Below are 24,895 nucleotides of genomic sequence, written 5' to 3'. Positions count from 1 at the left end.
GGCCCCCTGATGGAATTCACCCTGTTGCGCCCGCTCTGGCTGCTGGCACTGCTCCCCTGGCTCTGGCAGGGGTGGCGGCGCCGTCGCTCACCCGAGCTGCTCTCCCCCGCCATGCAGGCCTATCTGCTGCCGGCCCGGCGCCGGGCCATTCCCTGGCTCTGGCTCGCCTGTCTGCCGGTGATCCTGGCGCTCTCGGGCCCCGCCCTGCGCCAGCAGAGCCTCGCCATCCAGAGCCCGGCCCTGGATCTCTGGCTGCTGGATCTCTCCGACTCCATGCAGGCGCAGGATCTGGCGCCGGACAGGGCGACCCGGGTACGGCTGCAACTGCGGGAGATGCTGGCGGCCGCCGACACCCGGCAGGCACCCCATCCCCTCGGCCTCATCCTGTTTGCCGGGGATGCCTACCTCGCCATGCCGCCGACCCGGGATCATCAGGCCGTCGCCCTGCTGCTGCCGGACCTGCGCCCGGCCATCATGCCCATTCAGGGCAGCGCCCCCGAGCGGGCCGTGGCCCTGGCCCTCGCACAGATCCCCCGAGGCCAGTCCGCCCGCCTGCTCCTCGTCACCGACGGCCTGTCGCAGACGCAGCGCGAACGCATCGCCGCCCTCTGGCCCTGTCTGGACGACCTCTTCTGCCCCCAGGGAACCTCCCCCCGCCTCGACATTCTGCTGGCCAGCGGCGGCCAGGAGACACAGCTGCCCGCCGCCGAGCACAGACAGCTCGGAAGCCCCACCCTGCCGGCCCCCGACGCGGCGGCCATGGCGCGGCTCGCGGCCAGCACTGGGGGGACGCTGCAGTGGCTGCAGGCAGGCCTGCCCCGCTTCGCCCCCCTGCCCATGAGCCAGACCCTCACCCAGGTGCAGTCCCGGGATCTCGGCCCCTGGCTGCTGATCCCCCTGCTGCCCCTGGCGCTGCTGGCGCGCATCGGCGCCCACTGGCTGATCGTGCTCATGGCCATCGGCCTCTGCCCGCCTCCCCTGCAGGCGGCCGGCTCCTGGCAGGACCAGCAGGGCTGGCGCGCCTTCCAGCAGGGCCGCTATCAGGAAGCGGCCAGGACCTTCCAGGATCCCGTCTGGCAAGGCAACGCCTGGTACAGGGCGGGCGACCATGCCAGCGCCGTGGCCGCCTATGGCCGCGCCGACAGCGCCACCGCCCATTACAACCGCGGCAATGCCCTGGTCTGGCTCGGGGATCTCGCGGCCGCCGAGCAGGCCTATCTGGCCGCCCTCAAGCGGGAGCCCGGCCATCAGGATGCCCTGCACAACCTGGCCCTGCTGCGGGCCGGCGCGCCCCAGGCAGCCCCCCAGACACAGCCCGCCGATCCCGGCGAGCGTTCCGACCCTTCGAACGCATCGGATAGCCCCCGCCCTCCTGCCCCCCCCGTGCTGCTGCTGGAGCAGCGCCTGCGCAAGGAGACCCAGCGCCGCCCCCTTCTCAAGGTGGAGGAGCCCTGGTGATCCCCTGCGTTCGCTCATGCCTCTCATCTGTCCACGCCTGGACCGGCTGGCTGCTGGTTGTCCTCCTGCTGGCCTTGCCGGCACAGGCCGCGCCCCCTCGCGTCGAGCTGCTGCCGGGGGCAAAGGAGAGCGACTGGCTGCTCATCGTCGAAGCCGACGGGGAGCGGCGCGATGACGAGCTCGACCTGCGCCCCCTGCTGCGCCAGTTTGCGGTGGGCCGGGTCAGCATCAGCCGCGTCCATACCCAGACCCGCCGCCTGACCCGCTGGCAGATCCCTCTGCACCTGCTGGACACCAGCCCGCGCCTCGTGCCCCCCCTGCCCCTCGGAACCGAATTCACCCCGCAGCGCCCCCTGACGGCACGCCGGGCAGTCGGCACCCTGGTGCCCCTCCCCGCGCAGCTCGTCTCCCCCGTCGAGCTGCAGGCCCAGGTGCTGCACCAGGGCCCCCTCTACCCGGGCCAGCCCTTCATCTATCAGTTGAGCCTGTGGCTGCCGGCCAACCTGGAGGCCCCCCATCTCGGCGAGCCCGCTGCCCCCGCCTTCACCATCCGCCGCCTCGGCGACGATCGCTGGGAGTCCCCCGCGAGCCCCGGCATGCCCGGGCGCCTGACCCGCAAGTGGCTGCTGCAGGCCAGGGAGCCCGGACAGCACGCCATCGAATCCCCCCGCCTGGAGGGACGGCTGCCGGATGCCGCCGCGCCGACGGGGACGGAGGAGCGGCTGTCCGCCAGGGCGACCACCCTCTTCGTCAAGGTGGACAAGGCGCCGCTGGAGCCGGTGGCAAGCAGCCTGGTACTGCGCCAGCGGCTCAGTCCGCCCCGGGCCCGGGTCGGCGAGCCCGTGATCCGCACCCTCACCCTGGTGATGGAGGGAGGGGACGGCAACCGCCTGTCCCCGCTCCCGGCACCGCCTCTGCCCACCGACCTCTCCATGCAGCCGGACGGCGAGCAGCAGCAGGAGCGCTTCGTGGCCGAAGGGGTGCTGCGCTTCGAGCGCCAGTGGCGCCAGGCCCTGACCGCAGGGGCGGCGGGTTCCTATGCGTTGCCGGCGCAGACCCTGCGCTGGTTCAACACCCGGAGCGGGCGCATCGAGGAGGCCCAACTGCCCGCACAGATCCTGGTGTTCGAGGCCGGCGCAGGCGAGGCCGCCGCTCCGCCGCCGGGTACTCAGAGCCTCTACTGGGTGATGATGGCGATCTTGCTGCGCGCCTGGTGGCGGCGCTGGCCACGCTGGCTCGCCTTCTATCGCCTGCAGCGCGCCCTCGCCGCCCGCGCGCCGGACACGGCCAGACGGGCCCTGCTGGCCTGGGCGGCGCTGCGCTGGGGTACCCCCTGCCAGCACCTGGCCAGCCTGCCCTGTCACCGGGACCCCGTCATGGGCCCCCTGCTTGACGGGCTGGATCGGGCCTGTTTCGGCCCGCCTCAGGCCGTCGGCGACACGCTGCACTGGCAGGCGCTGGCCCGGGAGCTGTGCACCCGGGAGACCTTTGCGATAGCCTATGCTCTTGGCAAGCTGGCCTGGCGACGTTCCTGACGCCTGCCGGGAGCCACTCATGCAAAAGGACATCCCTTCATGGCGTTAGGTTTTTTTAGAAAAAAGAAGGCGGGAACGGGAAAGGATCCCTCGGCCAACCCGGTCTATCAGGAGATGGCAGACAGACAAACCAAATACGAGGCCCTGGTGCACGCCCTGCACGGGGACATCTACCGCTACGCCTACTGGCTGTGCCGGGATCCGCAAATCGCCGAGGATCTGGTGCAGGAGACCTTCCTGCGCGCCTGGAAGGGGATCGACACCCTGCAGGATGACAAGGCCGCCAAGGCGTGGCTCATCACCATCTTGCGGCGGGAGAATGCCCGTCGTTTCGAGCGCAAGCAGTTCGATCTCGTCGATCTCGACGAGCATCCCCAGCGCGATCAGGCCGCCCTGCACAACGAGCAGGAGATGGAGCACGAGTGGCTGAGGCGCCACATCGCCCGCCTGCCCGCCGAGTATCGGGAGCCCCTGTTGCTGCAGATGCTTGGGGGATTCAGTGGCGAGGAGATCGCCGAGCAACTCGGCCTGAACAAGAACACCGTCATGACGCGGCTGTTTCGGGCCCGTAACCAGATCAAAGAGGCCATGGAGTCTGCGCAGCAACAGAGAGGACACACCAATGGATGAGCTTGAATTTCGCCGCCGGGCCATCACCCATCCCTCGGACAGGGATCCCGCCTTTCTGGAGGCCGCAGAGACCTCCCCTGCCAATCGCAAGCACCTGGAGGAGATGAAGCAGCTCGACCGGCAACTGCGCCGCACCCTGGAGGTGGAAGTCCCGGCCGGGCTCGCCGACCGGATCCTGCTCAGGCAGGCGGTGGAGGCCAGCGACGAGGTGGTGGTCCCCCTCACCCCTGCGGCCCCGCGCCGTACCTGGCGCCCCGTCGCCATCGCGACCTCGGTCGCCTTCCTGCTCGGCATGAGCACCCGCTGGATCAGCTGGCCCCCGGCCTCCGAACCCTTCTCGCTGGCCCAGGTCGCCATGGCTCACGTCTACGGCGAGGAGCCCTTCATCCACGATGTGGACGAGAAGGTGAGCCTGCAGACCATCAACGCCAAGATGGAAAGATATGGCGCCACCCTGACGGACATGCAGGGCATGACGGTGACCTATATCAATCACTGTGCCTTCTATCAGGGGCCGGCCCTGCACATGGTGATCCAGGGGAAGATGGGGCCTGTCACCCTGTTCCTGGTGCCCAAGCACCTGCCACTGGCGATCCAGCCCGATTTTGCCGATGGTCGGCTCAAGGGGGAGATACTGCCGCTCAAGGGGGCCAACATGGTGCTGATCGGCGACATGCAGGAGCCGCTCGCCCCCGTCGCCCGGCAGATCGAGTCCCGCCTGCAGTGGTCCATTTAACAGATCTTAACCCTGGCTGACCGGAACCGGTGCCACGCAAAAACACAGGCAGACGCCCTCAATGTCTGCCTGTTCATCTCAGAATCCCCGCACGTTCCCGCTTCTTGCCTCTCTGACATCACATTTTTGCCATTTATTTTGAATGACACGAACGAAACCCTTTGTTTCTTATTTATCCAATAATGGATAAAACAGACCAATAAAACGGCAAATTCAAACAAATGATTAACACAATGGAAACTTTTATGTATTCTGCTGTCACTGGTCTGATTTCTTACCTCCTACCAGATCCATAGAATCACGCCAGAAATGTATGGGAAGAAGCTGACATAACAACAGATCTTGTCGCCTACAGCGGCCAAAGAGCCGCGATTTCGACAGAAAATCTGCTACAAAGAGAGAACACTATGACGACTGCCTTTTTCAAGAAAAGCCTGATCGCTACGGCCATGACCCTGGCCAGCACCCAGACCTTCGCCGCCGCGTTCCAGCTGAACGAGCACTCGGCCTCCGGTCTGGGCCGTGCCTATGCCGGTGAAGCCGCCATCGCCGACAATGCAGCCGTGCTGTCCCGCAACCCGGCAGCCATGACCACCTTTGACAAGATGGCTCTGTCTGTCTCCGGCACCTATATCAAGCCCGACGTGGACGTGGCAGGCGACATCTATGCCGGTCCGACCAAGCTGGCACCGTCCAGCGAGAGCGACATCGCCCCCGATGCCTTCGTGCCGGCCAGCTACTTCATCCAGCCCCTGAATGATCAGTGGGCCTGGGGCATCGGCCTGTTCTCCAACTACGGCCTCTCCACCGAGTACTCCAAGACCTTCGCGGCCGGTGCCGGTGCCGGTGACACCGAGCTGGTCACCCTGAACATCAACCCCAACATCGCCTATCGCATCAACTCCAACTTCAGCGTCGGCGCCGGTATCAACGCCGTCTATGCCCAGGCCGAGCTGAACCGCTATGCCGGTGCGCTGGCTGCCGCCATCCCGGGTGCCAACTCCGATACCCGCCTGGCGCACCTGAAGGGCGACACCTGGGGCTTTGGCTGGAACGTCGGCACCCTGTACGAGATCAACGAAAACCACCGCCTCGCCCTGACCTACCGCTCCCAGGTGGACTTGAGCTTTGACGGCGACTTCCAGGGCGCCACCTCCGGCAACCGCGTCGTCGACGGCAACCTGAAGCTGGATCTGCCGGCCCAGGCCGAGTTCGCCGGTTACCACCGTCTGAACCAGCAGTTCGCGGTGCACTACTCAGTGAACTGGACCGACTGGAGCGCCTTCCAGGAGCTCAAGGCCACCAGCAGCAACTGTGCCGGCGGTGTCTGCCTGCAAAAGGACGAGAAGTTCAAGGATTCCGCCCGCTACGCCTTGGGCGGCACCTGGTACGTCAACCCGTCCTGGGAAGCCCGCATCGGCTTCGCCTATGACAACAGCCCCATCGAGCCGGAATACCGCAGCCTGAGCATCCCCGACTCCGACCGCGTCTGGTACAGCGCCGGTGCCACCTACCACATCGATCAGGACATGAGCGTCGATCTCGGCATGGCCTACCTGGACGGCAAGGAAGTGGACGTGAACGAAGGCCTGCGCAGCCACGGCGACGCCCTGCGCTGGAAAGGCACCTCCCACGGCAACGCCTTCCTGGCCTCCGCCCAGTTCAACATGAAGTTCTGATTTCATCGCCATCAAAAAGAGCGCCCCAGGGCGCTCTTTTTTTATACCAGGGCCCTGTTTCGGCGCACACATGTAGCAAACAGCTGTTCTCTTTTCGTTTTTTATCAATCTGTTATAGCCATGCCTGCCAGCATTTAATCCCGTTTTGCTCCCCTGGCCCCGCCGCCCGTTGCCTTACTGGTCGTACCATATAAAATCCCGGCCCCAACCGAATAACAGAATGAACGTCCAGTTCACTCCGAGGACAAACCATGCATCCGACCATCAAACCCTCTCTCATCGCCCTGCTGCTGTTGTCTGGCCATGCCCAGGGCGCCGGCTTCCAGTTGGCGGAGCAGTCCGCTACCGGCCTGGGGCGTGCCTTCGCAGGCGAAGCCGCCATCGCCGACAATGCCAGCGTGCTCGCCCGCAACGCCGCCGCCATGACCCGCTTCGATCGCACCGCCTTCTCCGGTGGCGTCATCCATATTCAGCCCGACGTCAACATCGAGGGAGTGACCCGGGTCCCCACCGCCACGGGGCCGGTGGCCCTCGACGCCAGCGCCCACGACATCGCGGACAATGCCTGGGTCCCCAACGCCTACCTCATCCTTCCCCTGAATGAACAGTGGTGGCTGGGTCTGGCGGCAACCTCCTACTACGGCCTCGGCATCCAGATGCCGGATAACTACAACGCCGGCCACTTCGGCAATGTTTCCGACATCAAGACGGTGGATCTGGGGGCCTCCCTGGCCTACCGCATCAACGACAGCTGGAGCCTCGGGGCCGGCCTCTCCGCCATCCATGGGGAGGGGGAAGTGGGCGGCACCTTCCCCTCCAACAACAAGATAGCCAAGCACCTCAAGGGGGACGGCTGGGCCCTCGGCTGGCACCTGGGCACCCTGCTTGAGCTGTCACAGGCCACCCGCATCGGTCTCTCCTATCGCCACGACGTGAACCTGACCCTCTCAGGCGACGCCGTCGGCACGGATCTGCAGGGTCGCACCTTCACCGACACCGGCAGCCTGGATCTGCCCCTGCCCGCCACCGCCGAGCTGGCCCTGTTCCATCAGCTGACCCCGTCCCTGGCGCTGCACTCGAGCATCAACTGGACCAACTGGAGCAAGTTCGTGCAGCTCGAATCCGAGCTCGATCACTATGGCACCATGCATATCAAGGACGAGCACTGGGAAGACAGCTGGCGCTACGCCCTTGGCCTGACCTACCAGCTGGCGCCCCAGTGGCAGCTGCGCTCCGGCCTTGCCTATGATCGCAGCCCGGTGCCCGCCGATCGCCGCACCATCTCCATCCCCGACTCGGACCGGATCTGGTACAGCGCCGGGGTGGGTTACCAGATAGATCGCAATCTGTCGCTGGACGTCGGCCTGACCCTGATCGACGGCAAGAAGGTGGACGTGAGCGAGACCCTGCAGCTCAAGCCCGGCATAGCGCAAACCACCTCCACCTTCCAGGGCACTTCGGAAGGGGACGCCTGGCTGGCCGGCCTGCAGCTCAACTACCTCTTCTGACCCCAAATCCTCCGTGCAACACTCTGCCAGTTGTTGACCGTCTCGACCCGCTCGACACTGGCATAGTGATCCGCTTCACCATAGAATCAAGCCTGCACCCATGGTGGAGAGATGCATGTATTCCTATGTAGCAAGGCAGCCCATTCTGGATCGGGAGTTGAGAACCCAAGCCTATGAGCTGCTGTTTCGCGACAGCCTGGACAACGTGTTTCCCCCCGTCTCGGCACAGCAGGCCACCTCCCGACTGGTGGCCGAACAGTTTCTGCAGCAGAACATCGATCACCTGCTGGGGGGCCACCCCTGCTTCATCAACTTTCCCCACTCCCTGCTGCTGGACGGCCTGGCCGAATGCCTTCCCCATGACAAGGTCGTCATCGAGATACTGGAAGACGCCGAGCCCGATGACGCCCTGCTGGCCAAGGTGATCCAGCTCTACGAGATGGGCTATCGGCTGGCGCTGGACGACTTCACCCTGGTCGCGGAGTGGGACAGGTTCCTTCCCTATATCCACATCATCAAGTTCGATCTGCGCAGCACGCCGCTCCCCAGCATTGAGCGGTTCATGGCGAGCCATCGCCACCTGCCCCTCACCTATCTCGCCGAGAAGGTGGAGGATCAGGCCGAGTTTGAGCAGATGAAGCGGCTCGGCGTCACCCTGTTCCAGGGCTTCTTCTTCAGCCTTCCCCAGATAGTGCAGCAGCCTGCCATGCCGCCGGCCCAGCTGGTGGTGATGCAGTTGCTGGAGGTAGTCAACCAGCCCGAGCCGGATCTGGACAGGATAGAGCGGCTGCTCAATCAGGATCTCTCCCTCTCCCTCAAGCTGCTGCGCTACGTCAACCACCTCAAGCGCTTTCCCCAGCCCATCGCCTCCTTTCGCCAGGCCGCCAGCTCCCTGGGCCACGCCCAGCTGAAGCGATTCGTGGCCCTCATCGCAGCCACCAGCGCCGGTCACGACAAGAGTGCCGAGCTCTACCAGATGTCCCTCATCCGGGCCCGGTTCTGCGAGCTGCTGGCACAGACCCATGGCCCCGCCCAGCAGGCACAGCAGGCCTTCATCACCGGGCTCTTCTCCCTCTTGGACGTGCTGATGGGTCAACCGCTGGAGCAACTGCTCGGCACCATCCCCCTGACCGACGACATTCGCGCCGCCCTGCTGGCGCGCACGGGCACTCTGGGCTTCTACCTCGCATTCTGTGAAGAGTACGAGAAGGCCAACTGGCAGCGGATCGCCGCCAGCACTGCCCGCCTCGGCCTCAACGAGGAGAAGGTCAGCCACCTCTATCTGACCGCCACCGCCTGGGTCGATCAGCAGCTCCAGGCCATGGGGGTGGAATAGACCCCTCTCCCTCACCTCTAAATGACAACGTCCCTCATGGAGGGACGTTGTCATTTCATCGTGCAGGACCATAGTGCCCGAGTCCGTTGTCTGGCGTCAGCCCAGCTCGATGGCCATGGCGGTCGCCTCCCCGCCCCCGATGCACAGACTCGCCACCCCCCGCTTGAGCCCGCGCGTGCGCAGGGCGTGAACCAGGGTCACCAGGATGCGGGCGCCGCTGGCCCCGAGGGGATGCCCCAGCGCGCAGGCCCCGCCATTCACATTCAGCTTGTGATGGGGGATGCCGCAGCCCGCCATGGCCAGCATGCTCACCATGGCGAAGGCCTCGTTCACCTCGAACAGATCCACTTCCTCCACCGACCAGCCCACCCGGGCCAGCAGCTTGTCGATGGCGCCGACGGGGGCGCTGGTAAACTCAGCCGGCAGGGCGGCATGGCTCTGGTAGCCCACCACCCTGGCAAGCACGGACAACCCCAGGCGCTCGGCGGTCTCGGCCCGCATCAGCACCAGCGCCGCCGCCCCGTCCGAGATGGAGCTGGCATTAGCCGCCGTGATGGTGCCGGTCTTGCTGAAGGCCGGTTTCAGGGTCGGTATCTTGTCGGGCCTGGCCTTGCCCGGTTGCTCGTCATCGGCCAGCAGCAGGACATCAGCGGCCATCACGGGCGCCAGCTCTGCCTGGAAGGCGCCACTCTGCTGCGCCGCCAGGGCCCGCTCCAGGGAGGCGATGGCGAAGGCATCCATATCGGCCCGGGTCAACCCGGCCCTGTCCGCACTCAGCTGGGCGTAGTGGCCCATCAGCTGCCCCTCGTAGGCATCCTGCAAGCCGTCGAGAAACATGTGATCCAGCACGGTCGAATGGCCCATGCGATAACCGCTGCGCGCCTTGTCCAGCAGATAGGGGGCCCGGCTCATGCTCTCCATGCCCCCCGCCACCACCACCTCAGCTTCCCCCAGGCGCAGGCTGTCCGCCGCCAGCATCACCGCCTTCATGCCGGAGCCGCACACCTTGTTCAGGGTGGTGCAGGGCACGCTGTCCGGCAGCCCGGCCTTGAGCGCCGCCTGGCGGGCCGGGGCCTGCCCGACCCCGCCACTCAGCACGTTGCCGAAGTAGACCTCATCGACCCGGTCCCCATCAATGCCCGCCGCCGTCAGCGCGGCGCGGATGGCGCAGGCGCCGAGCTCGGGAGCCGTCAGACCGCTCAGGGCTCCCTGAAAAGCCCCCATGGGGGTACGTTTGGCCGCAACAATCACAATATCCATCGATAGCACTCTCCTTGTTACATTGGGATAACATATGCCGCCGCCGTCACCGGAACAAGACTTGCGGGGAAGTTGACGTTTGGGTAAGGTGCCAGCCTGCATTGACAATCAGATGACAGCCAAGACAGCCCTATGACCAAATCCAAGGATGAGAGCCGTACCTTCAGCATCAGCGAACTGGCCCGCGAGTTCGATGTGACCACCCGCAGCATCCGCTTCTACGAGGATCAGGGGTTGCTGAACCCGACCCGCCAGGGGCAGACCCGGATCTACAGCCGTCAGGACAGGGTACGCCTCAAGCTGACCCTGCGCGGCAAGCGGCTGGGCTTCAGCCTGGCGGACATTCGCGAGCTGTTCGATCTCTACGACGCGGACAAGAGCAGCCGCTCCCAGTTGCAGACCATGCTGGGACTGGTGGCCGACAAGCGGGAGACGCTGCAGCAGCAGCTCGAAGACATCCAGATGGTGCTGCTGGAGCTGGAGGCGGCCGAGCAGCGCTGCCGACAGGCCCTGGCCCAGCTGGGCACCTGAACTCGGGGCGTTCGCCCGGGCTGACGGAGAAAACGGGGAAAAGAAGAGGGAGGCACTTGGCCTCCCTCTTCTGTTTATCACGGCTGGCCCGGTATCAGGCCTCCTTGCTCCAGCGATCCGGATCGTAATCCGGGCTGTAGCGATCGACGATGATGGCGCAGGCCGCATCGCCGGTGATGTTCAGCGCGGTCCGGATCATATCGAACAGGCGATCCAGTGCGAACAGCAGCGGCAGACCCTCGATGGGGATCCCGGCGGCCAGCAACACGGCGACCACCAGGAAGCTCGGGCCCGGCACGCCGGCCTGACCGATGGCACCCAGGGTGGAGGTGACGATGATCGCCGCCCAGGCTCCCATGGAGAGATCGATGTTGTAGACCTGGGCGAAGAAGATGGCGACCAGGCCGTAATAGATGGCGTTGCCGCTCATGTTGATGGTGGCGCCGAGCGGCAGCACGAAGGACGCGGTGGCGTTGGTCACCTTCAGATCGCGCTCGCAGGTCTCCATGTTGACCGGCAGGGTCGCCATGGACGAGGCTGTGGAGAAGGCCACGATCTGCGGCTTCTTCATCGCCGAGAAGTACTTGCGTACCGGTGTGTTGGAGAAGAACGCGATGAGCAGCGGATAGACCACGAAGCCGAAGATCAGGATGGCGGCGACATAGACCACGAACAGCTTGAGCACCAGGGTCAGCACGTCGAAGCCATAGGTGCCGATGGCGTCGGCCATCAGGCCGAATACCCCGATGGGGGCAATCAGCATCACCTTGTTGATCATCCAGACGAAGGCGTCCACCAGGGTGTTGAGCCCGTCCACCAGCGGCTTGGCGCGCTCGCGGGGCTGCTTGGCCAGGGCGATGCCGAGGAACATGCAGAACACCAGGATCTGCAGGATGTTCGCCTCGTTCAGGGCGCTGAACACGTTGGTCGGGATCATGCCAAGCAGGGTGGCGATCGCATCGGGCAGTTCGCCCTTGTCGGCGTAGTCACCGGAGAACATGGCCGCGGTGGAGCCGAAGTCCACGCCGACGCCGGGCTTGAAGATCTGCCCCATCACCAGGGCCAGGAACACCGCCAGGGCTGAGGTAATGAGGAAGAAGGCGAGCGTGGTCACCCCTATCTTGCCCGCGGCGGGGCTCGCGCCCAGGTTGGCGGCACCGGACAGGATGGCGACCGCCACCAGCGGGATCACCAGCATCTTGATCAACTGGATAAACAGGGTGCCGAGCGGCGCAAACACCGTGGCCTGCTCTCCCATGAGCGCACCCGCCAGCGCACCCAGCACCATGGCAACCACGACCTGGAAGCCGATATTTTTGATTAATCCTTTCGTTAACACAGAATGTTCCTTTATTTAGCAATTACTCACACTTTTGCAGCGTAAATGACCACCCAGAGCGTCAAATCCTCTCCATTGCTCTGGCGGTGCGCTTTATCTCATATTTGCATGCCGTTTAACATCCCGATTCCTGAACGGATCGAATTTTTCATATCTCCGAAAAAACGGGGCCTCATAGGAACCTCATCGGTTTTCACCTATTTCACCATGACAAAGACCAAAACAGTGTGCTACGTTGGCCTTGCAAACGTGCATACAGGGAAGAAAAGATGCTGAAAGTTAACGAGTATTTTGACGGAAATGTTAAATCTATCGGTTTCGAGCAAAAAGGCGAGAAGGCCACGGTCGGTGTGATGGAAGCGGGTGAGTACCTGTTCAACACCGCCGCCCCGGAACGCATGACGGTGATCAAGGGCGCCCTCACCATCCAGCTGGCCGACGAGGATGAGTGGCACACCTACCATCAGGGCGAGTCCTTCGACGTGGCCGGTCACTCCTCGTTCAAGCTGGAAGTGAAGATCGCCACCGCCTATCTGTGCGAGTTCCTCGACTGATGGCGTCACGGGCGCCGTGGGATGCCGGACCGGCTCTCATGGCGCTCTTCACCCTGACCCCATTTTCGCACCGCCATCACACCCCGCCCTTTCCCCCCTTTTCAACGACTACAAAAAATTTACAATGTTTAGACGAAATCCATAATTGGAGTACGTCATGATCAGTGTCTTCGACCTGTTTTCCATCGGGATAGGCCCCTCCTCCTCCCATACCGTGGGGCCGATGCGGGCCGCCTTCGCCTTCGTCCACGCCCTCAAGCAGAACGCACTCCTCTCCCGTACCGGGCGCGTCGTCACCGAGTGTTACGGCTCACTGGGTCAGACCGGCAAGGGGCACGGCACCGGCAAGGCCATCATCCTGGGGCTGGCGGGTTTTGAACCCGAGTCCGTGGATATCGAAGCCATTCCCGCCTTCCTCGACCAGGTGGAGCACAGCCAGAGCCTGCGCCTCGGGGGGGAACAGCCGAGCCAGTTTCCCCGGGTCGGCGCCATCCTCTTCAACCGGCGCAAGACCCTGCCCGCCCACTCCAACGGCATGACGTTGCGTGCCTTCGACGGCGAGACCCTGATCTTCGAGCAGACCTACTACTCCATCGGCGGCGGCTTCATCATCGAGGAGAGCCACTTCGCCAATGCCCGGGAAGAGGCCGCCCGCTTCGATGCCGCCCACCCCATCCCCTACCCGTTCGAGAGCGGTGCCGAGCTGCTGGCCCAGTGTCAGGAGAGCGGCCTCTCCATCTCGGGGCTGATGCTGGCCAACGAGAAGGTGTTTCGCAGCGAGGCGGAGATAAAGGCGGGCCTGCGCAAGATCTGGCAGGCGATGCAGAGCTGTGTCGAGCGCGGTTGCAGGAGCGAGGGGGTGCTGCCCGGCGGCCTCAAGGTGAAGCGCCGGGCCCCCGCCCTCTATCGCCAACTCTGTGGCGAGACCAGCTTCAACAAGGATCCCCTGATGGTGATGGAGTGGGTGGACCTGTTTGCCCTGGCCGTCAACGAGGAGAACGCCGCCGGCGGCCGGGTGGTGACGGCCCCCACCAACGGCGCCGCCGGCATCATCCCCGCCGTGCTGCACTACTATGATCGCTTCGTGCGCAAGGTGGATGACGATCTGCTGATGCAATACTTCCTCACCGCCGCCGCCATCGGCATCCTCTACAAGAAGAACGCCTCCCTGTCGGGGGCGGAGGTGGGCTGCCAGGGCGAGGTGGGCGTCGCCTGCTCCATGGCCGCCGGCGCCCTGGCCGAGCTGCTGGGGGCCAGTCCGGCCATCGTCGAAAATGCCGCCGAGATCGGCATGGAGCACAACTTAGGTTTGACGTGCGATCCCATCGGCGGCCTGGTGCAGGTGCCCTGCATCGAGCGCAACGCCATGGGGGCGGTCAAGGCGATCAATGCCGCCCGGCTCGCCCTGCGTGGCACCGGCGAACACAAGGTGTCCCTGGACAAGGTGATCAGAACCATGTGGGAGACCGGCAACGACATGAAGACCAAATACAAGGAAACCGCCCGTGGCGGCCTCGCCGTCAACATCACCGAATGTTAATGCGCCGTAAACCAGCCACATACGACACTCAACTACCCGGCCTTGCCGGGTATTTTTTTGCAAAACGTTTGCACGGCGCTTAACAAAATGGATAACCATCAAAATAAATTTTATACTCGCGCCGCGAATTCAACAAAAATAGATCTGTTTCAACTTTTTTTAGGCATAGAGCCGTTACACTGTGGTTATCCGGTTCCCTGGCCTTTGTGACGACAGACCCGTCCCATGGATCCCCTTTCTGCGAGCGGGCATGGCGCCCCCTTCTACCCTGAGGTAATTGTTACATGATCAGCGTTTTTGATATCTTCAAAATCGGTGTTGGCCCCTCCTCTTCCCACACTGTCGGCCCCATGAAGGCTGCCAAACAGTTCGTGGATGAACTGCGTGCTGGCGGCAAGATCCGTGACATCACCCGGATCCAGGTCGATGTCTACGGCTCCCTCTCCTGGACCGGCAAGGGCCACCACACGGATACCGCCATCATCATGGGCCTGGCGGGCAACCTGCCGGAAAACGTCGACATTGACGCCATTCCCGAGTTCATCTCCCGGGTCGAGCAGACCGGGCGTCTGCCCATCGGCCTGCACTGCCACACCGTCAGCTTCCCGAAGGGGGCCATGGTGTTCCATGACGAGGCCCTGCCCCTGCACGAGAACGGCATGAAGCTGACCGCCTTCATCGAAGACGAGGCCATCTACAGCAAGACCTACTACTCCATCGGTGGCGGCTTCATCGTCGACGAAGAGAACTTCGGCAAGGGTGACAGCGGCGACATGGCCGTCAGCTACCCGTTCAAGAGCGCGGCCGAGCTGCTCGCCCATTGCGGCCAGAGCGGCCTCTCCATCTCCGCCCTGATGATGGAGAACGAGAAGTGCTTCAACACCCCGGAAGAGATCTACAAGAAGCTCGGCAAGATCTGGACCACCATGCGTGAAGGGATCGAGCGCGGCTGCCGCACCGAGGGCGTGCTCTCCGGCCCGCTGCGGGTACCGCGCCGTGCCGCGCCGCTCTATCGCCAGCTGACCACCAACGAGAACCTCTCCAACGACCCCATGAACATCGTGGACTGGGTCAACATGTTCGCCCTGGCGGTGAGCGAGGAGAACGCCGCCGGTGGCCGCGTCGTCACCGCGCCGACCAACGGCGCCGCCGGCATCATCCCGGCCGTGCTGGCCTACTATGACAAGTTCATCCAGCCGGTGGGCCGCGACGAGTACACCCGCTTCTATCTGGCCGCCGCCGCCGTCGGCATGCTCTACAAGATGAACGCCTCCATCTCCGGCGCCGAAGTGGGCTGCCAGGGCGAGGTCGGCGTCTCCTGCTCCATGGCCGCCGCCGGTCTGACCGAACTGATGGGCGGCAGCCCGGAGCACGTCTGCGAAGCGGCCGAGATCGGCATGGAGCACAACCTGGGGCTGACCTGCGACCCGGTCGCCGGCCAGGTACAGGTACCCTGCATCGAACGCAACGCCATCGCCGCCATGAAGGCCGTCAACGCCTCCCGCATGGCCCTGCGCCGCACCTCCAAGCCGCGGGTGTCCCTCGACAAGGTGATCGAGACCATGTACATCACCGGCAAGGACATGGACTCCAAGTACCGCGAGACTTCCCGCGGTGGCCTGGCCATCAAGGTGATGCAGGTTGCCTGCGACTAAATCCGGATCGCGATGACATGAAGAGAGCGGGATATATTCCCGCTTTTTTTTTTGGTCGTTATTTCACGGGCTTGCTGAGCAAAGCCCTTGATTAAGGCGCGTTTGATAGAGAAGCAAAGAGAGAAAACAGGCGACAAGCGACCCGATGCGGGTGGCCATGAGGGGTGGGTCAGTGAGGGAGCAAGAGGCGACTATTCCCCGATGCGATCGGCCAGGGTGCCGACGGCCACCACGAAATAGGGGGAGCGGTTCCAGTGACGCAGCACCCGGTAATTGTCGTAGGCGAGGTAGCTGCGCCCGTGAATATCGTCGGGGCGGATGAGGGAGGCCTGCATGTCGGCCTTCGGCAGCGGCGAGCCATCCAGCCGGCGCACCCCGAGCGCCTGCCAGGCCGACAGCGGCTTGCGGGTCTCAAGCCCCAGCAGGGCAGGATCGAGATCGTCGGGCACCCTCACCCGCCGACCCCAGGTCTCATCCTCGCGCCAGCCGTTCCGGTGCAGATAATTGGCAGCGGATCCAAAGACATCCGCGAGATTTCCCCACAGATCCTTCCTGCCATCCCCGTCCTGATCCACCGCGTATGCGAGGAAGGAAGAGGGCATGAACTGCACCTGCCCCATGGCCCCCGCCCAGGATCCCTTGAAGGCGGCCGGGCTCACATGCCCCTGCTCCAGGATGCGAAGGGCATCGAACAGTTGATCCTTGAAGAAGGCTTCCCGTCGCCCGTCCCAGGCCAGGGTCGCCAGGGAGGAGATCAGCGGGAAATTACCGGTCAATTTGCCGAAATTGGTTTCAATTCCCCACAGGGCGACAATAAAACGGGGTTGCACCCCATATTCACGGCCTATTTTTGTGAGCAGCGGCAAATGCTGGCGATATAAGGCGTTGGCTTGCTTGACTTTCCATTCCGGCACCGCGCGGGGAATATATGTGTCCAGCGTCAATTTGAATTCCGGCTGGTTTTTGTCGTGCCGGATCGCCGCCTCGATGAGGTGGACATCGGCAAAGGCGGCCTGCACGGTGGCGGCCGGGATCCCGACTGCCACCGCCTCCTGTTTGAGGCCCTCGACATAGCGTGCGAAGTCAGTGCTGGCCTGCAGTGGCGCGCTCAACAAACCGCCGAGCAATAGCAGCGCCAGCCGACCCCGCATCAGGATGAGGCCTTCAATTGCGCCTTGTGCTGCTCCAGCAGGTTTTCCGGCGGGGGCGGTACCTGCAGGTAGAAGCCCTGGCTCTTCAGGGCGGCCATCACCCGCTCGGTCGAGGCCAGCCCCAGGGGCTTGGCCGGGTCCAGTTTGGTCATCAGGACCAGCTCGGGACGCCCGAAGGTACTCATCAGTGCCTCTGGCACCCGGGAAAAGTCCTCTCTTCTTTCAATAAAGAGATAGGTCTCGGCTTTTTTGCGACTTTTATAGACTGCACACAACATGGAACTTGATATAATCCGACGGGTTTATTGCCTCTGGTGGTGGCAAACTATAACATCAGGAATTGAATAACAATAACGTATTGCCGTCTCGGTTCGGGGAAGATTCATGGTTGAACGCGATAACGAATTGAAAGGGACCACCTTCACTATTTCTGTGTTGCATCTCAGCGATGGCAATCCGGCCCGGATCCGACAACTGCTGGAGGCCAAGGTCGCGCAGGCCCCTCAGTTTTTTAATTGTGCCCCCCTCGTCCTCAATGTGGAACGCCTCACCGAGATCCCGGATTTCGAACAGCTCAAGGAGCTGGTCGAGTCGGAGGATTTCGTGCTGGTCGGCATCACAGGGACCCGGGACGAGGCGATGAAGACGGCGGCCAAGGCGGCCGGTCTCGCGGTGCTGGTCTCGGGCAAGAGCCGCAAGGCCGAGCCCGTGGCACCCGCGCCGGCCCCCGAACCTGAGGCAACACCAGTCGCCCCCGTTCAGGCCCCCCTGGAGGCGAGCAAGGTCCACGTCGGACCGGTGCGCTCCGGCCAGCAGATCTATGCCGCCGGCACCTCCCTGGTGGTGCTGGGCTCGGTGAGTCCGGGCGCCGAGGTCATCGCCGACGACAGCATCCATGTTTATGGCGCCCTGCGTGGCCGTGCCATCGCGGGGGCCAAGGGCAATCCCCAGGCCCGCATTTATTGCCAGCAATTGCAGGCCGAGCTGCTCTCCATCGCGGGCACTTTCCAGCTCAGCGATGCATTGCCGGCAGGCCTGATCCAAGAGCCAGTCCATATCCGGCTGGACAACGAACAACTTCGTATAGACCGAATCAAATAGAGTTACAAGGAAGCGAGAATGGCGCGAATCATAGTCGTTACATCGGGCAAAGGTGGCGTTGGCAAGACCACAACCAGCGCGGCCCTGAGTACCGGTTTAGCCCAGCGTGGCCACAAGACAGTGGTCATCGATTTTGACATTGGCCTGAGAAACCTGGATCTCATCATGGGCTGCGAGCGCCGCGTGGTGTATGACTTCGTCAACGTCATCAACGGGGAAGCCAACCTCAACCAGGCCCTCATCAAGGACAAGCGCTGCGAAAATCTGTTCATCCTGCCCGCCTCCCAGACCCGGGACAAGGACGCCCTGACCCGTGACGGGGTCGAGAAGATCCTGGATCAGCTGGCGGAGATGAAGTTCGACTACATCGTCTGCGACTCCCCCGCCGGCATCGAGTCTGGCGCCCTGATGGCGCTCTACTTCGCCGACGAGGCCATCGTCACCACCAACCCGGAAGTCTCTTCCGTGCGCGATTCCGATCGCATCCTCGGCATCCTGGCCTCCAAGTCCCGCCGTGCCGAGCGTGGCGAGGATCCCATCAAGGAGCACCTGCTGCTGACCCGCTACTGCCCGACCCGCGTCAACCGTGGCGACATGCTGAGCGTGCAGGACGTGCAGGAGATCCTGGCCATCAAACTGCTCGGGGTGATCCCGGAGTCCCAGGCGGTGCTGCGCGCCTCCAACTCCGGCGAGCCGGTGATCCTGGACAAGGAGTCCGATGCCGGCCAGGCCTATGAGGACGCCGTCGCGCGCCTGTTGGGTGACACCAAGGATTTTCGTTTTCTGGAAGAAGAGAAGAAGGGCTTCTTTAGCCGACTGTTCGGGAGTTAAACATGTCATTATTGGATTATTTTCGTTCCAACAAGAAACAGAACACCGCACAACTGGCCAAAGAGCGGTTGCAGATCATCGTCGCCCACGAGCGCTCATCCAGAGGGGGGCCGGATTACCTGCCCCAGCTCAAGCAGGACATCCTCGACGTGATCCGCAAATACGTGGAGATAGACCCTGACAAGATCACGGTCCAGCTCGACAAGAAGAGCGACGAGCTGTCGGTGCTGGAGCTCAACATCACCTTCGCCGACGACAAGAAGGGATGAGCTGACGCCCCATGCGCGACCCTTTCCCCCAATGAAGACCGGATCCTTTGCCAGGATCCGGTTTTTTATTGGTGTCGACACATCTCGCCAAGGGCGATGGGGGCGGCTAGAATACCGCGCACCACGAGGGCCTGCCGACGGCGCCCCTCCCCATCATCTGGAACACCGAACTTATGTCTTTGAACGACGAAATGCACAGCGTCGAGGAACTGCTCGACACCGCCCTCGCGCTCTTCATGGAGCTGGCCTCCGACAACCTGCCCGAGCAGGAGATCGCCCGCTTCAACCAGGAGTTCAACGACCGCGGCCTGCTGGCGGAAACCGATCCCGCCGACGACTGGGCGGCGGACGTGGGCTTCGAAGTCAGTGATGCCGACTATATCGAGGTCTGGATCGGCCTTGGCAACGAACAGGAAGAGTACGAACACCTGTTCGCCCGCATGCTGCTCTCCCGCCGCGTCGACGAGAAGTTCTGCCACATCGAATGGCTGCCCCAATAATTCCGGACCCCGATGATCCCGGTCACTATGACTGGGACGCAGAGCCCGAGCCCGTGAGGGCGACGGGGTGGCGGCGCCTGCTGGGCTGGCTCGGCAAGCTGTTGCTGGCCGCCTTCCTCAGCACCATAGTCTCGGTGGCATTGCTGCGCTTCATCGATCCCCCCATGTGGACCTGGCGCCTCGAACGGGCGCTGTTCCCGCCGGCCAAGGTGGCCGAGGTGAAGCACGACTGGGTGCCCCTCGAGCAGATCTCCCGCGAGCTGCAGCTGGCGGTCATCGCCGCCGAGGATCAGCGCTTTGCCGAGCACAACGGCTTCGACATGGATGCCATCAGCTCCGCCCTCAGGCACAACCAGCAGAGCCGGCGGGTGCGTGGCGCCAGCACCCTGAGCCAGCAGACGGCGAAGAACCTCTTCATGTGGAGCGATCGCAGCTTCCTGCGCAAGGGGATCGAGGCCTGGTTCACCCTGCTGATGGAGCTGGGCTGGGACAAGTCCCGCATCCTCGAGGTGTATCTGAACATCGTGGAGTTCGGGCCCGGCATCTATGGCGCCGAGGCCGCCGCCAGGCACTACTTCGGCAAGCCGGCGGCACGGCTGACCCGCTACGAGGCCTCCCTGCTGGCCGCCGCCCTGCCCAACCCCTGGCGCTACCGGGTCAAGCCCCCCTCGCCCTATGTGCAAAAGCGCTCGGCCTGGATCCGCCGCCAGATGGGCCAGCTCGGCCAGATCACCCTGAACCGGGTCCACGAGGCGGGCTAGGCGGGTCGGCGGCATCGGGCGCAGGGCCAAGATGACCGCCGACGGTTTCCCGGTGCAACGGCAGATAGTGCCACCACCAGGTCTCCCGTCGCCGCGTGATCCGTCGCCTGTAGTGTCGTCGCTTCATGCTGCCTGCACGCCTCGTCATGCCGCCCGCGCGGCGGCTCTGTTAACCTTATCCCCTGATCCCGCCATTTGACAGCGCGGCGTCACCGCCCCCGGGCTGGCTGCCCATCCCAATACTTGTTAAAGTGGCGAACCTGGACGTATCTGGAGTGATTTCATGGAACAACGTAGCCCGGATCAGCTGGTCGAGTGGGCCTATGATCAGTTTCTGGAGCAGGCCGCCGACATGCTGGCCCCCGAACAAATCGTCGACATTACCCTCGAGTTCGAGCAGCGTGGCGCCGTCGAGGCGACCCTGCCCAATGCCGACTGGTCGACCGAACTCGGCGAGCCGGTCGACATGGCGCGTTGGGCCGAGGTCTGGGTCGGCTTGCTGGATCATCAGGAGGAGTTCGAGGTGATCTACGCCACCTTCCTGCTGCCCCGGGATCAGAGTGAACACGAGGTGCACGTTCGCTGGCACCGCCAGCAACAGGCATAAGAAAGGCGCCCCTGGCGCCTTTTTCGTTTTTGCGATTCACCGGTTCAGGGCCGTGCCGCGACGGCCTTGGCCAGGCAGCGCCGGCACCAGCAGGCACCGGCATCGCTCATGGGCAGAGCCGGCAACTGGCTGCACCAGCAGCGCTCGATGGGCTCACCGGCAGAGACGGCGCAAAACGCCGGCTCGCCGCATCCCGGGCAGACATGGGTGCTGATGGTCCCGTCCAGCTCCGCCATGCGCGCCAGCTGGGCCTCGTTGTCCATGGCGGACCACTGGCCTATCTCGGTCAGGGTGCGACCGCAGCCGAGGCAGAGCCCATCCCTGGCCTGGCACTGGCCGATGCAGGGGCTCGGCACCTTATTCGCCGTCCCCGGCCGCATTCGCCCCGGTGAGGCTGATACTGTTGTCTTCGATGACGATCCTGCCCTGCTTGTAGAGCCCGCCGATCGCCTTCTTGAAGGTACCCTTGCTCATGTTGAACATCTTGTAGATGAGCTCGGGGTCGCTCTTGTCCCCCACCGCCAGACTCCCCCCCTGCTTTTGCAGCCGGGTCAGGATGCGCTCCCCGGCGTCGTCCATGCGAGCCAGCCCGGGTTTTTGCAGGGCCAGATCCAGCTTGCCATCCTCACGCACCTGCTTGACCCAGGCGGTCAGCGGCCGACCCGTCATCACCCGGCCGAACACCTCGTTCCTGAACAGCATGCCGGCGTACTGGCCGTTGACCACTGCCTTGATGCCGAGGGGGGTGTGTTCCCCCGGCAGAGCCGTCACCTCGTCGCCGGCCTTGAAGGGGGGATCGCTGCGCAGGAAGCGCTCCAGGCGGCTGGTGCCCACCATGCGCCCCTCGTTGTCCAGCATCAGGTGCACCAGATAGACGTGACCCACCTGCATCGGCTTGTTCTGCTCGCGGCTCGGCACGAACAGATCCTTCTTCATGCCCCAGTCGAGGAAGGCGCCTATCTTGTTGGCGTTGACCACCTTGAGGCCGACGATGTCCCCCACCATGGCGAAGGGCTTGTCGGTGGTGATCACCGGCTCGCAATCGGCGTCCAGATAGAGGAAGACGGACACCTCCCCCCCTTCGGCGACGCCTTCCGGCAGCTGGCGCCTGGGCAGCAGCAGCTCGCCATATTCCCCCGCAGCCAGCCAGGCGCCGCGATCCTCGAGCTCAACGACGGTGAGGGTGTTCATCTTGCCAATCTGTAACATGGTGATCTCTTCTTTCAATATCCGAATGGGCCCGTTTTGCCGGCCCGTAAATGGAGGCGCATCGCCGCCGTCGTCCGACGTAAAGAGGACGGGGGCTTATTTCTCATGCAGGCGCGCATGTTACCCCAGAGCGGGGGCTGGACCTAGTCCCCTGCCCTCTGGACGCGGACTATTTTCCCGTCCCCTGGGGCCCAGATTGGCGATATTAGCAGCATTCGGTCGCCCCTTTACTGCAAATAACCCCACTTTTAGGTAGACTTCGCGGCCGTCAAATCCGGAGGAAGCGTCGATGAACCCAGCCACTCGTACCCGTCATCTCAATCAGTGGATCCAGGCCCACAGCCGGCAGGACATGAGTTATCCGGCCCTGCACGGCTTTCTCTGCGCCCGCCTGACGGGGCCGACCGCCCCCGACTGGCGGGATCCGCTGGCCGGTCTGCTGCCCCATGAGGCCGAGCTGGACGAGAAGAGTGCCGAGGCGCTGCACCAGCTGATCGCCGAGCTGGAGGCCCAGGCCGACGCGGCACAGCTCACCCTGCCCAGCCAGTGTCGCCTCGCCACCGACAACCCGGAGCAGGTGTTTGACAAGAGCCATCCTCTGGGCCAGTGGAGCTACGGCTTCAGCCAGGGGGTCGCCTGCTGGCCCACCCCGACGGACCTGAACGATCCGGCCACCCGCCAGCGCTTCAGCCTGGTCGCCGAACTCTGCCTGTTTCGCGACAAGCCCATGGCCATGATGCTGCACCAGGCTGCGGCCAGCGAGCTGCCCTTCCTCGATTTTTGCAAGCGCCAGCGCCAGCAGATGAAGACGGCCCTGAACCTCCTGCTCGGCCTTGAACACTACGAGGCCAGGCCCGAGGAGCCAGTGCTCCCCGAGAACGACCAGACCCGCCAGTGGCAGCAGTGGTTCGAGCAGGCGGCCCAGAGCCGCGATCCCCTCGCCCGCCTTGGCTGGTTTGACCGCATCGTGGCCGATGCCACCCCCCTGTTCGACGAGGCGTTCTGGCGGCAGCACGCAGGCCATGGCTGGCAGGCCCCCGAGGCCCGGCCCCTGATCGCGGCCAGGGCGGGGCGGGCCGACTGCCTGCTGCGCCTGGGACAGCTGGCGCAGGCCAGAGACGAATACCTTGCCCTGCTCGCGCTCTGCCTCGCCGACGAGCCGGGTTGCCGCCATCCTCTCTCCAGCCTCTATGCCCGGCAAGGGGAGTGGGACGCTCTCAAGGCGCTGCTGGTGCGCTTCGACGAGGCCTCCTGCTGGCTGCTCTACAACAGGGCGCTGATGAGCTTTGTCTGCGAGGGGCCAGAGGCGGCCCGCCCGCATCTGGCCGCCGCCCTTGGCGCAAACCCCCATGTGCCCGCCTGCCTGCTGGGCCAGCGCAAGCTCCCCAGGCAGGATCCCCCGCACTGGCAACCGGGCAGCCGGGACGAGGCCGCACTCTATGCCTTGCAGAGCCGTGAGGCCTGGCTTGCTCATAATGCCTTGATCTGGCTGCGTAAAGGGGTCAGCAAACAGGCCAGTTGAGACCCTATTTGTCCCCTTGATGATGCAACACGTGCGCAAACGCACATTTTTCTGGTGCCTGGTCGGACAAATGCCCCTGTGTTACGTATCATCAAGGTCAAAGTATCAAGAGAAACTGCACTCGATGCAGCCGCCACAGCAGGATGTCATATGTCGAAGATCATAGAGCTGCTCGCGCATTACCCTCCCTATCAGCTGGTGCACGCCGCTGAGATGGTGCGCGATACCTTTGAACAGTTTTATCAGCAGCGTTACCAGCTGACGGTACCCCAGTGGCGCCTGATGATGGTGCTCGGTCCCCACTACCCCATCAGCCAGAAGGAGCTGGTGGAGGCGAGCGGCATGGACAAGGTGCGGATCTCCCGCGAGATCCACCGCCTGGTGGAGAAGGGTATACTGTTCACCGAGAACAGCGTGCAGGACAAGCGCATCAGCCTGGTCTCCTTCACCCCGGCGGGGCTCACCCTGTTCCAGCAGCTCAAGACCGAGGCGGGCAGCTGGCAGCATACCCTCACCGACTATCTGCCGGAGGAGGCGCGTCAGAGCATCCGCTTCCACCTGCAGAGCGTCAGCGACGCCATCGAGCAGCTCCACCTGCTGGACAAGGAGCAACAGTCATGAAGCTGACCCAGTTTGCCACCATGGACGTCAACATGCTGCTGAGCCTGGTCAACATGCAGCTGCGTGATCACTACGATGATCTGGACGATCTCTGCCAGTCCCAGGATCTCGACAAGGCGGCCCTGGTGGCCCGCCTCGCCACCGGTGATTTTCACTATCTGCCCGCACAGAGGCAGTTCAGATAGGGATCCGGATCACAACCCGGCCCATGCCGCTGGCGACGGCGACAAAAACTGCTATGGTGATGGCTACCCGGTCAGTGGCCAGTGGCAAGGCGTACGGATACATCTTGCTGTCACAGACCGAGGTTAGCCTCTCGTTCAGCCCAGCAGCCAAGGATGACCCATGATGCGCCTGACCCGTTCCACCAGCCTGATCACCCTCAGCGCCCTGCTGATGATCAGCCTCTTCTCCCCCCAGTTGCCTGACAGTGCCGAACAGTGGCTCACCACCCTGTTGCTGGGGTCCTTGGTGGCGGTCTGCCTGATGGTCGGCAGCGGCTGCCGCCACTTCCTGCGGGAGTGACTCGCCTGCGATACCTCGCAAAAAAACAACGCAGCCC

General features: G+C 63.8%; 27 protein-coding genes. 21 read left to right on the top strand and 6 right to left on the bottom strand.

The window, feature by feature from the left end; genetic code table 11:
* Nucleotides 1-9: 9 nt before the first annotated feature.
* The 7 genes from R2B70_RS09615 to R2B70_RS09585 all read left to right on the top strand — a co-directional run bounded on the left by R2B70_RS09615 (nucleotide 10) and on the right by R2B70_RS09585 (nucleotide 8,882).
* Nucleotides 10-1,458, top strand: a complete 1,449-nt coding sequence (locus R2B70_RS09615; protein WP_318163255.1) for a tetratricopeptide repeat protein — start codon at nucleotides 10-12, stop codon at nucleotides 1,456-1,458.
* Nucleotides 1,455-2,993 (top strand): hypothetical protein, encoded by a 1,539-nt coding sequence (locus R2B70_RS09610; protein ID WP_318163254.1) that lies wholly within the window; start codon nucleotides 1,455-1,457, stop codon nucleotides 2,991-2,993. Before R2B70_RS09615 ends, R2B70_RS09610 begins: the two co-directional genes overlap by 4 nt.
* Nucleotides 2,994-3,032: 39 nt before the next feature.
* Nucleotides 3,033-3,623, top strand: a complete 591-nt coding sequence (locus tag R2B70_RS09605; protein WP_084202601.1) for a sigma-70 family RNA polymerase sigma factor — start codon at nucleotides 3,033-3,035, stop codon at nucleotides 3,621-3,623.
* The gene (locus tag R2B70_RS09600; protein WP_318163253.1) at nucleotides 3,616-4,359 is read left to right on the top strand and encodes a DUF3379 domain-containing protein; all 744 of its coding nucleotides are present in this window, start codon (nucleotides 3,616-3,618) and stop codon (nucleotides 4,357-4,359) included. Before R2B70_RS09605 ends, R2B70_RS09600 begins: the two co-directional genes overlap by 8 nt.
* A 407-nt stretch (nucleotides 4,360-4,766) precedes the next feature.
* Entirely contained in the window at nucleotides 4,767-6,038 is a 1,272-nt protein-coding gene (locus R2B70_RS09595; RefSeq protein WP_042075658.1) for an outer membrane protein transport protein, read from the top strand.
* Nucleotides 6,039-6,289: 251 nt separating this feature from the next.
* On the top strand, nucleotides 6,290-7,546 hold the full coding sequence (locus R2B70_RS09590) for an outer membrane protein transport protein (protein ID WP_042075661.1): 1,257 nt from the start codon (nucleotides 6,290-6,292) through the stop codon (nucleotides 7,544-7,546).
* 115 nt (nucleotides 7,547-7,661) lie between these two features.
* A complete protein-coding gene (locus R2B70_RS09585) occupies nucleotides 7,662-8,882 on the top strand; it encodes an EAL and HDOD domain-containing protein (RefSeq protein WP_042075663.1) in 1,221 nt (406 codons plus the stop codon).
* A 96-nt stretch (nucleotides 8,883-8,978) separates the two neighbouring features.
* On the opposite strand, the gene R2B70_RS09580 is transcribed toward R2B70_RS09585, so the two are convergent.
* Nucleotides 8,979-10,142, bottom strand: coding sequence for an acetyl-CoA C-acyltransferase (locus tag R2B70_RS09580; protein ID WP_318163252.1), 1,164 nt, complete (start codon nucleotides 10,140-10,142; stop codon nucleotides 8,979-8,981).
* A 132-nt stretch (nucleotides 10,143-10,274) separates the two neighbouring features.
* Between R2B70_RS09580 and R2B70_RS09575 the strand changes: the two genes are divergently transcribed.
* Nucleotides 10,275-10,673, top strand: coding sequence for a MerR family DNA-binding transcriptional regulator (locus R2B70_RS09575; RefSeq protein WP_318163251.1), 399 nt, complete (start codon nucleotides 10,275-10,277; stop codon nucleotides 10,671-10,673).
* 94 nt (nucleotides 10,674-10,767) lie between these two features.
* On the opposite strand, the gene R2B70_RS09570 is transcribed toward R2B70_RS09575, so the two are convergent.
* A complete protein-coding gene (locus R2B70_RS09570; protein ID WP_042075668.1) occupies nucleotides 10,768-12,012 on the bottom strand; it encodes a dicarboxylate/amino acid:cation symporter in 1,245 nt (414 codons plus the stop codon).
* Between the two features lie 269 nt (nucleotides 12,013-12,281).
* Between R2B70_RS09570 and R2B70_RS09565 the strand changes: the two genes are divergently transcribed.
* From R2B70_RS09565 to R2B70_RS09555, 3 genes are all read left to right on the top strand, one after another.
* Nucleotides 12,282-12,566 carry a pyrimidine/purine nucleoside phosphorylase gene (locus R2B70_RS09565; protein ID WP_042075670.1) on the top strand — a complete coding sequence of 95 codons (285 nt, stop codon included), beginning with the start codon at nucleotides 12,282-12,284 and terminating at the stop codon, nucleotides 12,564-12,566.
* A gap of 157 nt (nucleotides 12,567-12,723) precedes the next feature.
* Nucleotides 12,724-14,106 (top strand): L-serine ammonia-lyase, encoded by a 1,383-nt coding sequence (locus R2B70_RS09560; protein WP_209792187.1) that lies wholly within the window; start codon nucleotides 12,724-12,726, stop codon nucleotides 14,104-14,106.
* Between the two features lie 284 nt (nucleotides 14,107-14,390).
* Nucleotides 14,391-15,761 carry an L-serine ammonia-lyase gene (locus R2B70_RS09555; RefSeq protein WP_042075674.1) on the top strand — a complete coding sequence of 457 codons (1,371 nt, stop codon included), beginning with the start codon at nucleotides 14,391-14,393 and terminating at the stop codon, nucleotides 15,759-15,761.
* Between the two features lie 191 nt (nucleotides 15,762-15,952).
* Here R2B70_RS09555 and R2B70_RS09550 read toward each other — a convergent pair whose 3' ends face one another.
* Both R2B70_RS09550 and R2B70_RS09545 read right to left on the bottom strand, forming a co-directional pair.
* Entirely contained in the window at nucleotides 15,953-16,912 is a 960-nt protein-coding gene (locus tag R2B70_RS09550; protein ID WP_318163250.1) for a lytic murein transglycosylase, read from the bottom strand.
* Entirely contained in the window at nucleotides 16,912-17,190 is a 279-nt protein-coding gene (locus R2B70_RS09545) for a YcgL domain-containing protein (protein WP_042075678.1), read from the bottom strand. The genes R2B70_RS09550 and R2B70_RS09545 overlap by 1 nt, the downstream gene beginning before the upstream one ends.
* A gap of 106 nt (nucleotides 17,191-17,296) precedes the next feature.
* Here R2B70_RS09545 and minC point away from each other — a divergent pair, with 106 nt between their 5' ends.
* From minC to R2B70_RS09515, 6 genes are all read left to right on the top strand, one after another.
* Nucleotides 17,297-18,013: a septum site-determining protein MinC gene (gene minC / locus R2B70_RS09540; RefSeq protein WP_042075680.1), complete on the top strand. Its 717-nt coding sequence runs from the start codon at nucleotides 17,297-17,299 to the stop codon at nucleotides 18,011-18,013.
* An 18-nt stretch (nucleotides 18,014-18,031) separates the two neighbouring features.
* Nucleotides 18,032-18,844, top strand: a complete 813-nt coding sequence (gene minD, locus R2B70_RS09535; protein WP_042075682.1) for a septum site-determining protein MinD — start codon at nucleotides 18,032-18,034, stop codon at nucleotides 18,842-18,844.
* 2 nt (nucleotides 18,845-18,846) lie between these two features.
* On the top strand, nucleotides 18,847-19,113 hold the full coding sequence (minE, locus tag R2B70_RS09530) for a cell division topological specificity factor MinE (RefSeq protein ID WP_042075683.1): 267 nt from the start codon (nucleotides 18,847-18,849) through the stop codon (nucleotides 19,111-19,113).
* A gap of 173 nt (nucleotides 19,114-19,286) precedes the next feature.
* A complete protein-coding gene (locus R2B70_RS09525; protein WP_209792183.1) occupies nucleotides 19,287-19,613 on the top strand; it encodes an HI1450 family dsDNA-mimic protein in 327 nt (108 codons plus the stop codon).
* Nucleotides 19,598-20,374 (top strand): monofunctional biosynthetic peptidoglycan transglycosylase, encoded by a 777-nt coding sequence (gene mtgA, locus R2B70_RS09520; protein WP_216990206.1) that lies wholly within the window; start codon nucleotides 19,598-19,600, stop codon nucleotides 20,372-20,374. The genes R2B70_RS09525 and mtgA overlap by 16 nt, the downstream gene beginning before the upstream one ends.
* A gap of 283 nt (nucleotides 20,375-20,657) precedes the next feature.
* A complete protein-coding gene (locus tag R2B70_RS09515) occupies nucleotides 20,658-20,981 on the top strand; it encodes an HI1450 family dsDNA-mimic protein (RefSeq protein WP_209792179.1) in 324 nt (107 codons plus the stop codon).
* Between the two features lie 44 nt (nucleotides 20,982-21,025).
* Here R2B70_RS09515 and R2B70_RS09510 read toward each other — a convergent pair whose 3' ends face one another.
* Together R2B70_RS09510 and R2B70_RS09505 are read right to left on the bottom strand one after the other, a co-directional pair.
* Nucleotides 21,026-21,337 (bottom strand): DUF1289 domain-containing protein, encoded by a 312-nt coding sequence (locus R2B70_RS09510; protein WP_219144203.1) that lies wholly within the window; start codon nucleotides 21,335-21,337, stop codon nucleotides 21,026-21,028.
* A gap of 1 nt (nucleotide 21,338) precedes the next feature.
* Entirely contained in the window at nucleotides 21,339-22,208 is an 870-nt protein-coding gene (locus R2B70_RS09505; RefSeq protein ID WP_042075691.1) for a S1 RNA-binding domain-containing protein, read from the bottom strand.
* Nucleotides 22,209-22,479: 271 nt separating this feature from the next.
* Between R2B70_RS09505 and R2B70_RS09500 the strand changes: the two genes are divergently transcribed.
* The 4 genes from R2B70_RS09500 (at nucleotide 22,480) to R2B70_RS09485 (ending at nucleotide 24,858) form a co-directional block, all read left to right on the top strand.
* Nucleotides 22,480-23,712, top strand: coding sequence for a UPF0149 family protein (locus tag R2B70_RS09500; protein WP_318163249.1), 1,233 nt, complete (start codon nucleotides 22,480-22,482; stop codon nucleotides 23,710-23,712).
* Between the two features lie 150 nt (nucleotides 23,713-23,862).
* Entirely contained in the window at nucleotides 23,863-24,333 is a 471-nt protein-coding gene (locus tag R2B70_RS09495; protein ID WP_042075694.1) for a MarR family winged helix-turn-helix transcriptional regulator, read from the top strand.
* Entirely contained in the window at nucleotides 24,330-24,518 is a 189-nt protein-coding gene (locus tag R2B70_RS09490) for a DUF4250 domain-containing protein (protein WP_042075696.1), read from the top strand. The genes R2B70_RS09495 and R2B70_RS09490 overlap by 4 nt, the downstream gene beginning before the upstream one ends.
* Nucleotides 24,519-24,678: 160 nt before the next feature.
* The gene (locus R2B70_RS09485; RefSeq protein WP_042075698.1) at nucleotides 24,679-24,858 is read left to right on the top strand and encodes a hypothetical protein; all 180 of its coding nucleotides are present in this window, start codon (nucleotides 24,679-24,681) and stop codon (nucleotides 24,856-24,858) included.
* The last annotated feature ends 37 nt before the right edge of the window (nucleotides 24,859-24,895 follow it).

Origin of the sequence: Aeromonas sp. XH (genome assembly GCF_033348475.1) — a bacterium.
In the GTDB taxonomy this organism is placed as follows: Bacteria; Pseudomonadota; Gammaproteobacteria; order Enterobacterales; family Aeromonadaceae; genus Aeromonas; species Aeromonas sanarellii.
This window is presented reverse-complemented; position numbering and strand designations above follow the sequence as displayed.

Excerpts from the sequence above, each read along its gene's own strand:
- R2B70_RS09615 (WP_318163255.1), top strand. The coding sequence starts at position 10 with ATGGAATTCACCCTGTTGCGCCCGCTCTGGCTGCTGGCACTGCTCCCC.
- R2B70_RS09605 (WP_084202601.1), top strand. The coding sequence starts at position 3,033 with ATGGCGTTAGGTTTTTTTAGAAAAAAGAAGGCGGGAACGGGAAAGGAT.
- R2B70_RS09600 (WP_318163253.1), top strand. The coding sequence starts at position 3,616 with ATGGATGAGCTTGAATTTCGCCGCCGGGCCATCACCCATCCCTCGGAC.
- R2B70_RS09595 (WP_042075658.1), top strand. The coding sequence starts at position 4,767 with ATGACGACTGCCTTTTTCAAGAAAAGCCTGATCGCTACGGCCATGACC.
- R2B70_RS09590 (WP_042075661.1), top strand. The coding sequence starts at position 6,290 with ATGCATCCGACCATCAAACCCTCTCTCATCGCCCTGCTGCTGTTGTCT.
- R2B70_RS09585 (WP_042075663.1), top strand. The coding sequence starts at position 7,662 with ATGTATTCCTATGTAGCAAGGCAGCCCATTCTGGATCGGGAGTTGAGA.
- R2B70_RS09580 (WP_318163252.1), bottom strand. The coding sequence starts at position 10,142 with ATGGATATTGTGATTGTTGCGGCCAAACGTACCCCCATGGGGGCTTTT.
- R2B70_RS09575 (WP_318163251.1), top strand. The coding sequence starts at position 10,275 with ATGACCAAATCCAAGGATGAGAGCCGTACCTTCAGCATCAGCGAACTG.
- R2B70_RS09565 (WP_042075670.1), top strand. The coding sequence starts at position 12,282 with ATGCTGAAAGTTAACGAGTATTTTGACGGAAATGTTAAATCTATCGGT.
- R2B70_RS09560 (WP_209792187.1), top strand. The coding sequence starts at position 12,724 with ATGATCAGTGTCTTCGACCTGTTTTCCATCGGGATAGGCCCCTCCTCC.
- R2B70_RS09555 (WP_042075674.1), top strand. The coding sequence starts at position 14,391 with ATGATCAGCGTTTTTGATATCTTCAAAATCGGTGTTGGCCCCTCCTCT.
- R2B70_RS09550 (WP_318163250.1), bottom strand. The coding sequence starts at position 16,912 with ATGCGGGGTCGGCTGGCGCTGCTATTGCTCGGCGGTTTGTTGAGCGCG.
- R2B70_RS09545 (WP_042075678.1), bottom strand. The coding sequence starts at position 17,190 with ATGTTGTGTGCAGTCTATAAAAGTCGCAAAAAAGCCGAGACCTATCTC.
- minC (WP_042075680.1), top strand. The coding sequence starts at position 17,297 with ATGGTTGAACGCGATAACGAATTGAAAGGGACCACCTTCACTATTTCT.
- minD (WP_042075682.1), top strand. The coding sequence starts at position 18,032 with ATGGCGCGAATCATAGTCGTTACATCGGGCAAAGGTGGCGTTGGCAAG.
- minE (WP_042075683.1), top strand. The coding sequence starts at position 18,847 with ATGTCATTATTGGATTATTTTCGTTCCAACAAGAAACAGAACACCGCA.
- R2B70_RS09525 (WP_209792183.1), top strand. The coding sequence starts at position 19,287 with ATGTCTTTGAACGACGAAATGCACAGCGTCGAGGAACTGCTCGACACC.
- mtgA (WP_216990206.1), top strand. The coding sequence starts at position 19,598 with ATGGCTGCCCCAATAATTCCGGACCCCGATGATCCCGGTCACTATGAC.
- R2B70_RS09515 (WP_209792179.1), top strand. The coding sequence starts at position 20,658 with ATGGAACAACGTAGCCCGGATCAGCTGGTCGAGTGGGCCTATGATCAG.
- R2B70_RS09500 (WP_318163249.1), top strand. The coding sequence starts at position 22,480 with ATGAACCCAGCCACTCGTACCCGTCATCTCAATCAGTGGATCCAGGCC.
- R2B70_RS09495 (WP_042075694.1), top strand. The coding sequence starts at position 23,863 with ATGTCGAAGATCATAGAGCTGCTCGCGCATTACCCTCCCTATCAGCTG.
- R2B70_RS09490 (WP_042075696.1), top strand. The coding sequence starts at position 24,330 with ATGAAGCTGACCCAGTTTGCCACCATGGACGTCAACATGCTGCTGAGC.
- R2B70_RS09485 (WP_042075698.1), top strand. The coding sequence starts at position 24,679 with ATGATGCGCCTGACCCGTTCCACCAGCCTGATCACCCTCAGCGCCCTG.